The 14156-nt window shown below is 57.1% G+C and carries 15 protein-coding genes; 7 read left to right on the top strand and 8 right to left on the bottom strand.

Annotated elements, in window-relative coordinates:
* The 4 genes from ACCW71_RS00515 to mntR all read right to left on the bottom strand — a co-directional run bounded on the left by ACCW71_RS00515 (window position 1) and on the right by mntR (window position 4454).
* Entirely contained in the window at window positions 1–1569 is a 1569-nt protein-coding gene (locus ACCW71_RS00515) for a DHA2 family efflux MFS transporter permease subunit (RefSeq protein WP_436368893.1), read from the bottom strand.
* On the bottom strand, window positions 1566–2714 hold the full coding sequence (locus ACCW71_RS00510; protein ID WP_436368891.1) for an HlyD family secretion protein: 1149 nt from the start codon (window positions 2712–2714) through the stop codon (window positions 1566–1568). Before ACCW71_RS00510 ends, ACCW71_RS00515 begins: the two co-directional genes overlap by 4 nt.
* A 150-nt stretch (window positions 2715–2864) precedes the next feature.
* Window positions 2865–3974: an SLC13 family permease gene (locus ACCW71_RS00505; protein WP_436368890.1), complete on the bottom strand. Its 1110-nt coding sequence runs from the start codon at window positions 3972–3974 to the stop codon at window positions 2865–2867.
* A gap of 21 nt (window positions 3975–3995) precedes the next feature.
* Window positions 3996–4454, bottom strand: coding sequence for a manganese-binding transcriptional regulator MntR (gene mntR, locus ACCW71_RS00500; protein ID WP_436368889.1), 459 nt, complete (start codon window positions 4452–4454; stop codon window positions 3996–3998).
* Between the two features lie 253 nt (window positions 4455–4707).
* On the opposite strand from mntR, the gene ACCW71_RS00495 reads away from it, so the two are divergent.
* On the top strand, window positions 4708–4899 hold the full coding sequence (locus ACCW71_RS00495) for a hypothetical protein (protein WP_436368888.1): 192 nt from the start codon (window positions 4708–4710) through the stop codon (window positions 4897–4899).
* A gap of 236 nt (window positions 4900–5135) precedes the next feature.
* On the opposite strand, the gene ompX is transcribed toward ACCW71_RS00495, so the two are convergent.
* Entirely contained in the window at window positions 5136–5648 is a 513-nt protein-coding gene (gene ompX, locus ACCW71_RS00490; protein ID WP_436368887.1) for an outer membrane protein OmpX, read from the bottom strand.
* Between the two features lie 368 nt (window positions 5649–6016).
* Here ompX and rhtA point away from each other — a divergent pair, with 368 nt between their 5' ends.
* The 5 genes from rhtA (at window position 6017) to glnQ (ending at window position 10281) form a co-directional block, all read left to right on the top strand.
* Window positions 6017–6931, top strand: a complete 915-nt coding sequence (gene rhtA / locus ACCW71_RS00485; RefSeq protein ID WP_436368885.1) for a threonine/homoserine exporter RhtA — start codon at window positions 6017–6019, stop codon at window positions 6929–6931.
* 324 nt (window positions 6932–7255) lie between these two features.
* Window positions 7256–7759, top strand: a complete 504-nt coding sequence (gene dps / locus ACCW71_RS00480) for a DNA starvation/stationary phase protection protein Dps (RefSeq protein WP_436368884.1) — start codon at window positions 7256–7258, stop codon at window positions 7757–7759.
* A 318-nt stretch (window positions 7760–8077) separates the two neighbouring features.
* The gene (gene glnH, locus ACCW71_RS00475) at window positions 8078–8824 is read left to right on the top strand and encodes a glutamine ABC transporter substrate-binding protein GlnH (protein WP_436368883.1); all 747 of its coding nucleotides are present in this window, start codon (window positions 8078–8080) and stop codon (window positions 8822–8824) included.
* 78 nt (window positions 8825–8902) lie between these two features.
* The gene (glnP, locus tag ACCW71_RS00470) at window positions 8903–9562 is read left to right on the top strand and encodes a glutamine ABC transporter permease GlnP (protein WP_436368882.1); all 660 of its coding nucleotides are present in this window, start codon (window positions 8903–8905) and stop codon (window positions 9560–9562) included.
* On the top strand, window positions 9559–10281 hold the full coding sequence (gene glnQ / locus ACCW71_RS00465) for a glutamine ABC transporter ATP-binding protein GlnQ (RefSeq protein ID WP_436368880.1): 723 nt from the start codon (window positions 9559–9561) through the stop codon (window positions 10279–10281). The genes glnP and glnQ overlap by 4 nt, the downstream gene beginning before the upstream one ends.
* 75 nt (window positions 10282–10356) lie before the next feature.
* Here the strand turns inward: glnQ and rlmF are convergent, their stop codons facing one another.
* Window positions 10357–11289, bottom strand: a complete 933-nt coding sequence (gene rlmF, locus ACCW71_RS00460; protein WP_436368878.1) for a 23S rRNA (adenine(1618)-N(6))-methyltransferase RlmF — start codon at window positions 11287–11289, stop codon at window positions 10357–10359.
* Window positions 11290–11431: 142 nt separating this feature from the next.
* Between rlmF and ACCW71_RS00455 the strand changes: the two genes are divergently transcribed.
* The gene (locus tag ACCW71_RS00455; protein WP_436368877.1) at window positions 11432–12064 is read left to right on the top strand and encodes a flavin reductase family protein; all 633 of its coding nucleotides are present in this window, start codon (window positions 11432–11434) and stop codon (window positions 12062–12064) included.
* Window positions 12065–12073: 9 nt separating this feature from the next.
* Here the strand turns inward: ACCW71_RS00455 and hutG are convergent, their stop codons facing one another.
* Complete coding sequence (gene hutG / locus ACCW71_RS00450; protein WP_436368875.1) at window positions 12074–12865, bottom strand: N-formylglutamate deformylase; 792 nt, start codon at window positions 12863–12865, stop codon at window positions 12074–12076.
* A complete protein-coding gene (gene hutI, locus ACCW71_RS00445; RefSeq protein WP_436368874.1) occupies window positions 12862–14079 on the bottom strand; it encodes an imidazolonepropionase in 1218 nt (405 codons plus the stop codon). Before hutI ends, hutG begins: the two co-directional genes overlap by 4 nt.
* Window positions 14080–14156: the final 77 nt, after the last annotated feature.

The raw sequence follows: 14156 nt of genomic DNA, 5'->3' as shown, positions 1-14156 counted from the left end.
TTAGTGTGCTCCTGCACTGCCTTCGCTCTTAATCGGCGACAGCAGCCAACAAAATGGAATCAAAATCAGGGCGACAATACTCAGGCCTGAAAAGACATCGATGTAAGCGAGAATGCGCGACTGCGCAATCATCTCCTGATAGAGCTGACCGGTCGCCAGCGTCACCGGATCGCCCACCGCCGAGGTGAAGTCACGTATCGCCTGCGCCCAGTGCTGAAGCGTGAGGGTAAACTGCTCGTTCAGCGGCGTCATATTGTGCACCATGTGCGCCGACCGGACCTGCTCGCGTTCAGTGATGGCCGCGGTCGAGAGCGAAATGCCAATCGAACCGGCGACGTTGCGGAACATCGTAAACAGCGCTGAGGCGTCAGCATTGAGCCGCTGCGGAATCGTGATAAAGGCGATGGTGGTCAGCGGCACAAACAGGAAACCGAGCCCGATTGACTGCGCGCTGCGCATCATCACCAGGGTGGTAAAATCGACATTCGGCGTGAGCGTCGAGGAGTAGAGGAAAGCCAGAGAGAGGCAGCTGAATCCAAAGGCGATAATGTAGCGCGTCTGCACAATCGGCATCAGTTTCAGCACCAGCGGAATGGTCAGCACAATCAGCACCGCACCGGGAGAGAGCACCAGACCAGACCAGGTGGCAGTGTAGCCCAGATCCTGCTGCGCCAGCTGCGGTAACACCACGGAGCTGCCATAGAGAATCATCGCCATGCCGGCCATCAGCAGCCCGGCGACCCAGAAGTTGCGGTCTTTCATCACCAGAATATCGACCACCGGCTTACGGGCATACATCAGCCAGTAGATGGCCCCCACAATGCCGACCAGCGCCAGAATCGCGAACAGCACAATAAAGTGCGAAGCGAACCAGTCCTCATCCTCACCGCGATCCAGCATCACCTGCAAGCAGCCGAGGCCGAGGGTAATCAAGCTGATGCCGATATAGTCGATCTTCAGCTTCCCTTTCGCCCACTTACGCTCCCACGGCGGATCTTCCAGCAGCTGATAGATCGCCAGCACCGTCAGCACGCCGACCGGGATATTGATAAAGAAGACCCAGCGCCAGCTGTAGTTATCCGTGATCCAGCCGCCCAGCGTCGGGCCAATGACCGGCGCGACGATAATCGCGATCGAGGAGAGGCCAAACGCCTTGCCGCGATCTTCCGCCTTAAAGTAGTCGAGCAGTACCGACTGCTGAACCGGCTGCAATCCACCGCCAAAAAAGCCCTGCAACACCCGGAACAGAATGATCTGCCACAGTTCAGTGGCAATTCCGCACAGGAAAGAGCAGATGGTGAACATCACGATGCAGATCAGGAAAAACTGTTTGCGGCCAAACAGCCGGCTGAAAAACGCAGAGATGGGCAGCACGATGCCGTTCGCCACCAGATAGGAAGTGAGCACCCAGGTGGACTCATCGTAGCTGGAGGAGAGCGAACCGGCGATATGCGGCAGCGCCACGTTAACAATGGTGGTGTCGAGGATCTCCATAAACACCGCCAGCGTGACGGTGATCGCCACTAACCACGGATTGCTGGCCGGTTTCCAGCTCTGCGCCGTACTCATTGTTCCACCGTGACCTTGGGTTCAACCGACAGCCCCAGCGGCAGCGGATGATTGGGGTCCAGTCCCTTGTCGATGACAATTTTCACCGGCACGCGCTGCACGATTTTGACGTAGTTACCGGTGGCATTTTCCGACGGGAAAGTCGAGAAGCGCGAACCGGAACCCATCTGAATACTGTCAACGTGCCCTTCCAGCTTCATATCGGGCCAGGCATCCACGCTGATTTCCACTCTGTCGCCCGGATTCATGCGTTCCAGCTGCGACTCTTTGAAGTTGGCGGTGATCCAGATGTCCGGCGAGACCAGGGAGAAAAGCGCCGAGCCCGCCTGCACCAGCGTACCCAGCTGCACATTACGCTTGGTGATAAACCCATCATAAGGCGCGCGGACCTGGGTATAAGAGAGATTAAGATCGGCGGTGCTCAGCTGCGCTTTCGCCTGTTCCACCTGTTGCTGACGCGCTTCAACATTGGTTTCCTGCTGGCGGATCTGCAACGCGACCTGGGAAGCGACTTCAACCTGCGCTTTAGCGCTCTGAAGTTGCGCCTGCGCTGAACGTAACTGGGCCGAGGCGCTGTCGATATTGCGCTGGCTGGTGGCGCGCGGGTCGACGCCACGCTGACGGCGATAGTCTGACTGGGCGTTCAGCAGGTTCGCTTCCGCCTTCGCCTGATCCGCCAGGGCCTGATCGCGCTGAGCGGGATATTGCACCCGGGAAAGCGCCAGCTGCGCCTGCGCCTGATGCAGTTGCGCAACCGCTAAGCCGAGCTGGGCCTTAGCCTGTTCGCGCTGGGCCTGATTGTCGCTGGGATCAATCTCCACCAGCAGATCGCCTTTCTTCACCCGCTGATTATCTTTGACCAGCAGTTTCACCACGTAACCGGACGCTTTCGGCGCGATAGTCACCGCGTCACCTTCGGTAAAGGCGTCATCGGTGGTTTCCTGATTACGGGTTGAAAACCAGAACCAGAATCCGACAATCAGCATGATCACCACCACCACCGCCAGGATAATCAGCGGCTTTTTACCGGGGCGTTTGCGTTCAGGCTGCTGGTCGTTATCCTGGCTATCGTCCGACTGCTGCGGGTTATCTGGCGCATCTTCTGCGTCATGCTGGTGTGGATCGCGTTGGTTATTCTCGCTCATAGTTCCCATCACTGGCTAAGGCCCTAATTCCCGGGCATAAAAGGTCCAGTTAACATTAGATCGGAAATTGACAAATTCCAGCGTAACTTTACGAAAGCTGAGAAATGGCGCACGTCCTGCCACCTGTGCGGGTGGCAGGCGAAATCAGCGCTAGCTGAGCCACCGCAGCAGCAGCCAGCCGCTGGCCATTGACCAGGCGAGCAGCGGAAGAGAGAAGAGATGGAAACGCCACCAGACGGCGCGATCTTTCGCCATACGCAGGGCGATCAGGTTGGCGAGTGAACCGGGCAGCAGACCAAATCCGCCGATATTAACCGCCCAGGCAATGACCTCAGAAGGCGGCACTTTTTGCAGCAGCAGAATCGTCGCGGGCACGTTACTGATGATCTGCGACAGACCAATCGCCAGCAGATAGAGCTGTCCCTGGCCGAAGTGGGTGATGGCATCGAAGTGCGCCTGCATCACCGGCAGGCGCGTCAGCAGCCAGACATCGATAAACATGGCGATAAACACCGCCAGCAGACTCCAGTCGATGCGCAGCAGCACCGGACGCGCCATCACCAGGAAGGTGGCGAAAATCAGCAGCAGCACCCAGCCGGTGATCTCCAGCTCCAGTCCGGCGATAAACAGCAGATAGAGGATCACGCTGACCACAAACAGCGGCTTCTGCCACTGCGGCTGCTCAGGATTGTCGTGCTTATCGATTGACCGCTTCGAAAAGCTGAACCAGGTCAGCGCCATCAGGCTGAGCAGCAGCCAGCCGGCCAGCGGCAGCATCTGCCCGATAAAGGCGACAACGCTCAGCTTGCCGTGGCTCCAGAGTAAAATATTTTGCGGGTTGCCGACCGGGGTCAGCAGCGATCCGGCATTGACCGCCAGCGCCTCGAAGATGATCAGGCGGGAGATCGGCAGATGGGAAAATTTCCGCAGCGTCAGCGTCAGCGGCACCAGGATAAACAGCGCCACGTCGTTAGTCAGAAAGGTTGAAAGCAGCGCGGCAGCCAGCACCATAAACAGCGCCAGGGCACGTTCATGACGGAAACGGGCAATCAGTCGGCCACCCAGCACATCAAAATAGCCACTGGTTTCCAGCCCCTTGGTCAGGATCAGCAAACCGGTCAGCGTAATAATGGTGTGCCAGTCTACTGCGCCAGGCAGATCGGGCCAGCGGAAATCCGCCAGAAACACCAGAACAACCCCAATAACGATTAATAAATGCAAAATCGAGTCATGCAAAAAAGATCGAAGCAGTTGCGGCATAATGGCGGTGCGCCTTAGTGGTTAGCGGGTTTCACAAAATTTCTTAAACACGGCCAGAGTTTCATCACTGACGTGATGCTCAATACCTTCAGAATCGCGCCGGGCGGTTTCCGGGCTGATGCCCAACGCCAGCAGGAAAGTTTCAACAATGTGATGCCGGGCGCGGCTCTCCTCAGCCAGCTTCTCCCCTTCTCCGGTGAGAAACACCCCGCGGTAAGGCACCTGCTCCACCAGCCCGGCGCTGCCGAGTCGTTTCAGCATCTTTGCCACCGTCGGTTGCGAAACGCCCAGCCGGGCCGCCATATCCACCTGGCGCGCTTCACCAAATTCACCAATTAAATCAGAGATTAACTCAACGTAGTCATCAATTAATTCCCGACGATGTGCTTCGCGCACCTGCCGAAAACCCTCGACATGCTCTTCTATATCTTTCAGTGGTCCTTGCGGGGCAGAAACCACGCTTTTAGCACGACGACTCATTCAGCTTCCTCATTATTATTTCCCGCACGCTCACTGCCATACGGATTTAGCTGCGCTTATTGTAAACCAGCCGCAAAGAAGCTCAAATTTTTCCTCGTTAGCCTTGGCTAAAGGATATAGCCAGTGCTATATTTGTTGATAATGTAAGCAGCACACAGCGGATTGTGATCGATCCCCCCGATCGGGGTGAGTGAGATGAGAAGGGATCAGAGGCTGCCTGCTACCGCGTCGTCAATGATTGGGAGGTGATTCTATGAGCACCCTGAAATGTTGCGTAGATTGCAACAAATGCTTCCAGGCTGAAAAGCAGACAACCACGGAGTTAAAATCATGGCTGTGCCTGCTGACACGTTCCCCTTTCACGCTGCGTCTGATGTTGATCGAAAAACTACTGGGCCATAAGCCTGAAGATCGTCGCTGCCAGAATCTGATCTGGCGCGGCTAATCCCGCTTTCTGCGCCTTTCAGCGATCCGCTGAGAGGCTCACTCTTCTGAATCTGCGCGTTTCTCTTTCCTGTTGCCCATCACTGAATTTCAGGCGTTAAAAAACCTGTAACGGGTCGAATCGACGCAGCGCGGAAAGCGGTAGAACGAGGGAGAGAGTCAGACGGGTTAGCTGAACGCAATAAAAAACGGCCCATAAAGGGCCGTTTTTTGGCAGGTCAGCTAAGCTAAGTAAACTTAGAAGCTGTAACCTACGCCAGCAATCCAGGTGCCAACGTCAACGTTACGGATACGGCTCTGCTCGTAGCCCACGTCCAGTGCAACGTTTTCGATTGGGTTGAACTGCATACCTGCGCCGTAAGAGAAGCCTACGTCACTGGAATCAGATTTTGCACGATCTGCGGTTTCGTTCTGCTGGAATTTACCGTAGCCGATACCGACAACACCGTAGATGCTCGCCCAGTCATTCAGACGGTAAGCAGGACCACCGGTGAAACCGTAGTACTGGCCTTTGTTGTAGACGCCAGCTTCGGTACGATCTTTTTCAGTGTAGGTGAATGAACCGATCCAACCCAGTGGGTTAGAACCGTCTTCGTAGCGGTATTTCAGGTTGAAGCCGTTAGCTTTGTTCGCTACGCCCTGATAATCGCTCTGAGCATAGCCACCAGTTACGGTGCTCTGTGCCATTGCTGAACCTGCAGATACTGCCAGTACACAGGCTAATGCTGAAAGACATGCAATTTTTTTCATAACCACCTCAAATGTGAAAATACTTCTCTCCTGACAACGCTGAAAATATAACAAAAAATAGCGAGAAACTCTGCCCGGATTTTGTTGTCTAACAGAATGTTTGGTGTAACAGGAAGTTAATGCAACATCCTATGTCATTCATTTTACTTATAAAATCCGTCATATTCCTGCAACAATCCTTTCGTGCACATTTCGTGCTTTAAGTTAAATCCTAAAAAATCCTGACATTTCTTTACCTGAATGGGACTGATTCTGCGCAAAATTCGCTCAGTTAACGCAAATTAAAAACGCAGATCTGCACTTTTTCACGCCCCATATCCTTTACACTGGCTCACTCTTCAGGTGAACGATCAGGAATGGTAAACAGGATGTCAGCCCCTTCAGCTTCAAAAAACCTTACTCCGATAGTGATGCCGATTGCGGTTCTGTTGATTGCGATGCTTTCGCTCCAGGGCGGCGCTTCTCTGGCGAAAACGCTGTTCCCTGCGGTGGGAGCGACCGGCATTACCGCATTGCGCCTCGGCTTTGCCACGCTGATGCTGTGTGCGATTTTCAAACCCTGGCGTCTGCGCTTCAGCCGGGAGCAGCGTCTGCCGCTGCTGATGTATGGCCTGGCGCTGGGAGCGATGAACTTCATGTTCTATCTGGCGATTCGCACCGTCCCGCTGGGCGTCGCGGTGGGACTGGAGTTTACCGGCCCGCTGGCACTGGCGCTGGCGGGATCGCGACGGCTGCTCGATTTCGTCTGGATCCTGCTGGCGGTCATGGGCCTGTGGTTTCTGCTGCCGTTTGGCAATGAGATGGCCGCTATCGATCCGCTGGGCGCGGCGCTGGCGGTAGGGGCGGGAGCCTGCTGGGCTATCTACATTCTGGCGGGTCAGCGGGCTGGCGCGGAACATGGCCCCGCGACGGTGGCGATGGGCTCGCTTATCGCATCCGTCATTTTCGTCCCGCTCGGCCTGACCTTTGCAGAAAGCGGCATCTGGCACTGGGCGGTGATACCGGTGGCGCTGCTGGTCGCCCTGCTCTCAAGCGCCATCCCCTATTCGCTGGAGATGATCGCCCTGACCCGCTTACCGGCGCGCATTTTTGGCACCCTGATGAGTATGGAGCCGGCGGTGGCCGCCTTTTCCGGCATGCTGTTTCTCGGCGAGACCTTGACGCTGTTGCAGTGGCTGGCGCTGCTGGCAATCATCACCGCCTCCGCCGGTTCAACCCTCACCATGCGGCCAAAAAGCAATCAGCTGAGCAGCGTGGAAATAGCGGATAGCGAGCTGAAATAAGCGTAAACGGCCCGCCAGCACGGCGGGTAAATAACAATCATGCGCAATATGAGAATTATTCTTAACCGAAGCCGCATCTCGCCGGGCCTATTTAGCAGCAGTGACTGAGCTTTTATTTAACCTGCTGTTTAAGCTATTGATTTTAATGCGTATTATTACAGAAATATATTTTAACACGATGTTAACCCTGCCGGATGAAAGCTACACCCTCGCGAGCTGCACGCTATTTCAGCCATCGGCAAAGCCATCACTGCAAAGTTGAAAAGCGCTGCTATACTTATTCGGTACTTGATTAGGACAACCATCAAAGAGAGGACTGAAACGATGAGTACCGCTAAATTGGTTAAAACGAAATCTTCCGACCTGATTTACACCCGCAACGACGTGGCAGATGACGAAAAGAAAGCCACCATTGCGGTGCTGAACCGTCTGGTCGTTGAATTTATTGATCTCTCATTGATCACCAAGCAGGCGCACTGGAACATGCGCGGCGCTAACTTTATTGGCGTCCATGAGATGCTGGATGGCTTCCGCACCGCCATTACCGACCATCAGGATACCATCGCCGAGCGTGTGGTCCAGCTGGGTGGCGTGGCGCTGGGCACCGCGCAGGTGGTGAACGACAAGACGCCACTGAAGAGCTATCCACTGAACATTCACAGCGTGCAGGATCATCTGAAAGCGCTGGCGGACCGCTACAGCGTGGTGGCAAATGACACCCGTAAAGCGATTACCGAAGTTAAAGACGAAGATACCGCTGACATCTTTACCGCGGCGTCGCGTGACCTCGATAAGTTCCTGTGGTTTATCGAAGCCAACATTGAATAACAGTCAGTGCAGCTTATCAGGCGGGGAAACCCGCCTTTTTTACGTCTGTGTTATCTCTTTTTTATGACTCTGTTAACAGTTCTTCCTTCCTTCGCTTCACAGCCTTAACTTCCAGGGCAAACTACCACTGCACCAAAATAGCCATCTGCACCACCATAGAGCACCAAAAAGGTGCAATAGCAGAATTAACTGCAAAATCGTGTCAGCTGTGTTATTTAAACCGCTGATTTGGCAGATTTTGCAAAGTTGGCATAATTCTTTCATATGACAAGCCGCAAACACAGGCCCCTGCCGCCTGGTCGTAAAAAGGAAAAAATGATGAAGTCACTGTTAAAAGTTTCTGTGGCCGCGCTGGCGCTGGCCTTCTCCCTCTCTTCCACCGCAGCAGAAAAGAAGCTGGTCGTCGCGACCGATACCGCCTTTGTTCCGTTTGAATTCAAACAGGGCGATAAGTATGTCGGCTTCGATGTGGATCTGTGGGATGCCATCGCCAAAGAGCTGAAGCTCGATTACACCCTGAAGCCAATGGACTTCAGTGGCATTATCCCGGCCCTGCAAACCCGCAACGTCGATCTGGCGCTGGCCGGTATCACCATTACTGAAGAGCGTAAAAAGGCGATCGAGTTCTCCGATGGCTATTACAAAAGCGGTTTACAGGTGATGGTGCGTAACAACGAAAACAACATCAAAGGCATTAGCGATCTGGACGGTAAAGTGGTGGCGGTGAAAAGCGGCACCGGTTCGGTGGAATATGCCAAAGCCCACATTAAATCCAAAGATCTGCGTCAGTTCCCGAACATCGACAGCGCCTATATGGAGCTGGGCACCAACCGTGCTGACGCGGTGCTGCACGACACGCCAAATATCCTTTACTTCATCCACACCGCCGGTAAAGGTCGCTTTAAAGCGGTAGGCGATTCAATCGAAGCGCAACAGTATGGTATCGCCTTCCCGAAAGGCAGCGACGATTTACGTGAGAAGGTGAACGGCGCGCTGAAAACGCTGAAAGAGAACGGCACCTACAACACGCTCTATAAAAAATGGTTTGGCACCGAACCTAAATAATAATCTGCCCGACCCCCACTTTTCAGCAGGGAAACTTTTTCCCTGCTTTTTTCCATCGCAACTATCTGGAGTGACACCATGGAGTTTGACTGGAGCGTCATCTGGCCCGCCATGCCAGCGCTGCTTGAAGGCGCCAAACTGACGTTAATCATCTCAATTATCGGCCTGATTGGCGGCCTGTTTATCGGTCTGATCGCCGGTTTTGCCCGTGCTTATGGTGGCTGGATCACCAATAATATCGCGCTGGTGTTTATCGAAATCATCCGTGGCACCCCTATCGTGGTGCAGGTGATGTTTATCTATTTTGCGCTGCCGATGGCGTTCCCCGATCTGCGTATTGACCCGTTCAGCGCCGCGGTGGTGACCATCATGATTAACTCCGGCGCGTATATTGCCGAGATCACTCGTGGTGCCGTGCTGTCGATCAACAAGGGATTCCGCGAAGCCGGACTGGCGCTTGGCCTGTCGGGTCGCGAGACGCTGCGCTACGTGATTATGCCGCTGGCGCTGCGCCGTATGCTGCCGCCGCTGGGCAACCAGTGGATTGTCAGCATCAAAGACACCTCGCTGTTTATCGTTATCGGTGTGGCTGAACTGACACGTCAGGGTCAGGAGATTATCGCCGGTAACTTCCGCGCTCTGGAGATCTGGAGCGCCGTCGCGATCATCTATCTGGTGATTACGCTGGTGCTGAGCTTTGTGCTGCGCCGCATTGAGAAAAGGGTGAAAATCCTGTGATTGAATTTAAGAACGTCTCCAAGCATTTTGGCCAGACCCAGGTGCTGCACGATATTGACCTGAAGATTAACCAGGGCGAAGTGGTAGTGATTATCGGCCCATCCGGTTCCGGTAAATCGACCCTGCTGCGCTGCATTAACAAGCTGGAAGAGATCACCAGCGGCGAGCTGATTGTCGATGGGCTGCGCGTGAACGATCCGAAAGTTGACGATCGCCTGATCCGTCAGGAAGCGGGGATGGTGTTTCAGCAGTTTCATCTGTTCCCGCAAATGAGTGCGCTGGATAACGTCGCCTTTGGTCCGATTCGGGTGCGCGGTGCCAGCAAAGAAGCAGCACGCCAGCTGGCGCGTGAGCTGCTGGGCAAAGTGGGCCTCGCCGAGCGGGCGCACCACTTCCCGTCTGAGCTGTCGGGCGGCCAGCAGCAGCGCGTGGCGATTGCCCGTGCGCTGGCGGTTAAGCCAAAAATGATGCTGTTCGATGAGCCGACCTCGGCGCTCGACCCGGAATTGCGTCACGAAGTGCTGAAAGTGATGCAGGATCTGGCGGAAGAAGGCATGACGATGGTGATTGTGACGCACGAAGTGGGCTTCGCGCAGAAGGTCGCCTCACGGCTGATCTTTATCGACAAAGGCCGGATTGCGGAAGATGGCGATCCCGACACGCTGATCAGCAATCCGCCCAGCGAACGGCTGCGCGAATTCCTGCAACACGTCTCCTGATCACAACGGGCCGCATATCGCGGCCCGTTCTTTATCCCCTTCGCCCAGTTCAGCTTACCTGCGCAGCGCGCTGCCTCAGTTGCCCGGACGACTCAGCAGTTTACTGCGCTGGGCGGCGGGCATAAAACTCCACGCCAGAAAACGGCTCTGCTTCTGCCCCTGCGCCATGTTGACCACCCGCAGCTCCGCGACCTCCTGCGCCTGCAACTGCTTCTCCAGCGCCGGCAGATTCTCTTTACGCGACACCAGCGAGGTAAACCAGACCACCTGGCGACCCAGCGCCACGCTCTCGTCGATCATCCTGCCGATAAAGGCTTTCTCCCCGCCGGGACACCACAGCTCATTATGCTGTCCGCCAAAGTTGAGCGGCGCGCTTTTATCCAGTCCGAGATTGCGCACTTTACGCTGCGACCCCGCCAGCGCCTCTTCGGCGGACGCATGGAACGGTGGATTACAGATCACCGCGTGGAAGCGTTCATTTTTACTGACCACGCCCGCCAGCACCGCATCGCGGTTTTTCTGGCGGCGCAGGCGGATCTGGCGGGCCAGGCCCGGATTGGCCGCCACAATGCGGTTGGCCGCTTTCAGCGCCGCCTCATCAATTTCAGTGCCGGTGAAGCGCCAGCCATATTCCGCCGCGCCAATCAGCGGATAGATGCAGTTGGCACCGCAGCCAATATCGAGCACGTCCGCCGCCGGGATCACGCCATGGTTATCGAGCGCCAGCAGGTCGGCGAGATAGTGCAGATAATCTGCCCGTCCCGGCACCGGCGGACAGAGCGATCCGGGCGCCAGCTGCCAGTCGATATGGTAAAACAGCTTGATCAGCGCCTGGTTCAGCAGCATCACCGCCTCCGGGTCCGCGAAATCCACCGACTGCACGCCATAGCCGTTGGGCCGCACTTTGGCCGCCAGCGGCGGATGAGCGGCGGTTAAGGCGGCGAAATCGTACTCGCCCTGATGGCGATTGCGGGCGTGGAAGGGCGACGAGCTGGCTGACTTTTTCATACGTTCTCTCTGTTATTCGGGCGCGCGTACAATACGCTGGTGGCGACGGAAAATAAACCCGCACCATCCGCTTACCTCTTTCCGGTTCCGCCGGGCGATGCTGTCGGGCTAAGATAAATAAAATTCCCCTGCCGGAGACGTTATGACTCAGAAACGCTATTCCTATCAACCCCGTGCTGGTCACGGCCTGCCGCACGATCCGCTGAACGCCATTATCGGACCGCGCCCCATCGGCTGGATCAGTTCGGTCAGCCTTAGCGGTCAGCGCAATCTGGCACCCTACAGCTTCTTTAACTGCTTCAACTACCATCCACCGATTATTGGTTTTGCCAGCAGCGGCTGGAAAGACAGCGTACAGAATATTGCCGACACCAAAGAGTTCGTCTGGAACCTGGCGACCCGCCCGCTGGCCGAGGCGATGAATGAAAGCTCGGCGTCGCTGCCCGCCGATCAGGATGAGTTCGCCTTTGCCGGTTTAACACCGCTGGCGGCGTCGCAGGTCCGCGCCAGCCTGGTGGCCGAAAGCCCGGTTAACTTTGAGTGCCGCCTGACGCAGCTGATCCAGTTGCAGGATGCCAACGAGGAGCTGATCGACAGCTGGCTGGTGCTGGGCGAGGCGGTGGCGATCCACATCAATGAAAACCTGCTGGAAGAGGGGATCTACCAGACCGCCAAAGCGGAGCCGATCCTGCGTGCCGGCGGCCCCAGCGCCTATTACGGCATCAGCGAAGCGCAACGCTTTGACCTGGTCCGCCCGGACGCGCGCCGCAAGTAGCCCTGCTGGTTAGTAGAGTTTAGCCTGCGCCAGCATAGCCTGGAGCAGCGCCTTCAGCAGCGTTTGCAGTTTTGCGGCACGCGCCTGCTGCCAGGCGTAAGGCGGGGTTTCATCCATATAGTTAAGCTGCGCCAGCTCCAGCTGCACCGCTTCCGTCTGCTGCTGCGGCTGGCCGTAAGCGCGGGTGATGTAGCCGCCTTTAAAACGTCCGTTGATCACCCAGCTATAGTCCTGCTGCGCGGCACAGACCGCCTCAATCGCCCCGCTCATCGCCGGGCTGCAACTCGCCCCGTCGTTGGTGCCGATATTGAGATCGGGCAGTCGCCCGTCAAACAGGCGGGGAATTTCACTGGCGATGGAGTGCGCGTCAAACAGCAGCGCGTAGCCGTGCTGCGCCCTGAGCCGCGCCAGCTCCCGCTGAATCTGCTGATGATAAGGCTGCCAGATCTGATCGATGTAACCCTGTCGCTGCGCGGCATCGGGCGTTTTACCGGGCACAAAGGTCGGGGTGCCGTCGAACAGGGTTTCAGGGAACAGGCCGGTAGTGGCGCTGCTATAGAGCGGCTGATTGTCGGGCGGCCGGTTGAGATCGACCACAAAGCGCGAGTAGCGACCAATCAGCACGCTGGCCCCGAGGTCGCGGACAAAATCATACAGCAGCGGAATGTGCCAGTCGGTATCGGGCAGCGCGCGCGCGGCCTCACTCAGCCCGGCGTCCACCTCCGGCGTCAGCGCAGTCCCGGCGTGCGGAATGCTGACCAGCAGTGGCAGGCTGCCCTGGGTAAAATGGAAAGGGTTCATTGTACTTCTCCACGATAGATAACGGTACAGGGCAGCTCACCACCCAGCCAGTAAACCAGTTCCGCCGGACGGGCCAGCGGCCAGTGAACGAAGTTTGCCACTTTGCCCGCCTCCAGCGAGCCATGACTCTCCGCCAGCCCCAGCGCTTTAGCTCCCCACAGCGTCACCCCGGCCAGCGCCTCTTCTGGCGTCATACCAAACAGGGTACAGCCCATATTGAGCATCAGCCGCAGCGACAGCGCGGGCGAAGTGCCGGGATTGGCATCGCTGGCCAGCGCCATCGGCACGCCGTGGCGACGGAAGAGTTCCACCGGCGGGCGCTGGGTTTCCCGCAGCAGATAAAACGCACCGGGCAGCAGCACCGCCACGGTGCCATGCTGCGCCATCGCGCGGGCATCCGCTTCGGTGGCGTATTCAAGGTGGTCGGCAGAGAGTGCGCCGTAGCGCGCCGCCAGTGCCGCGCCGCCCAGCGCCGAGAGCTGCTCCGCGTGCAGCTTCACCGGCATCCCCAGCGCCACCGCCTGGTCAAACACCCGCGCCACCTGCTGCGGTGAAAAGGCGAGATGTTCACAGAACGCATCCACCGCATCGGCCAGTCCCAGCGCCTGCACCTGCGGCAGCAGGCGCTGGCAGATAATCCCGACCCAGCTATCCGGGTCGTGCTTAAACTCTGGCGGAAAGGCGTGAGCCGCCAGACAGGTGGCGCGCACATCGGCGGGCACGCACTCTCCCAGCTGGCGAATCGCCCGCAGCATCCGCAGCTCACTCTCTTCATCCAGCCCGTAGCCAGACTTGATCTCCACGGTGGTGACGCCTTCCGCCAGCAGGCGGTTGAGCCGCCAGCGCGCCGAGGCCACCAGCTCCTCTTCGGTGGCGGCGCGGGTGGCGCGCACGGTCGAGAGGATGCCACCGCCCTGTGCGGCAATCTCCGCATAGCTGACGCCATTCAGACGCTGCTCAAACTCCTGGCTGCGATCTCCGCCAAACACCAGATGAGTATGGCAATCGACCAGCCCCGGCGTGACGATGCCGCCCGGCAGACGATGATGGTGATCGGCAACGAACGCGGGCATCTCCGCTTCGGGGCCAACCCACAGCAGTTTGCCCGCCCTGACCACCAGCGCGCCCCCCGCTATCAGATGGTACTTTCCGTCGCGCATGGTGACCAGGTCAGCCCCGGTCCACACCGCCTCTACCCGCATATCTTCTGCCATCGCTCTCGTGCCTCCGCCGTTTACACGCTGCGTTAAAGTATGTATATGTATATACAACCACATCCGTTGAGGATCAA

Source organism: Pantoea sp. C2G6, assembly GCF_051336815.1.
Classification (GTDB): Bacteria; Pseudomonadota; Gammaproteobacteria; order Enterobacterales; family Enterobacteriaceae; genus Pantoea.
Note: the sequence above shows the minus strand (reverse complement) of the source record. Positions and strands in the feature narration are given on the sequence as shown.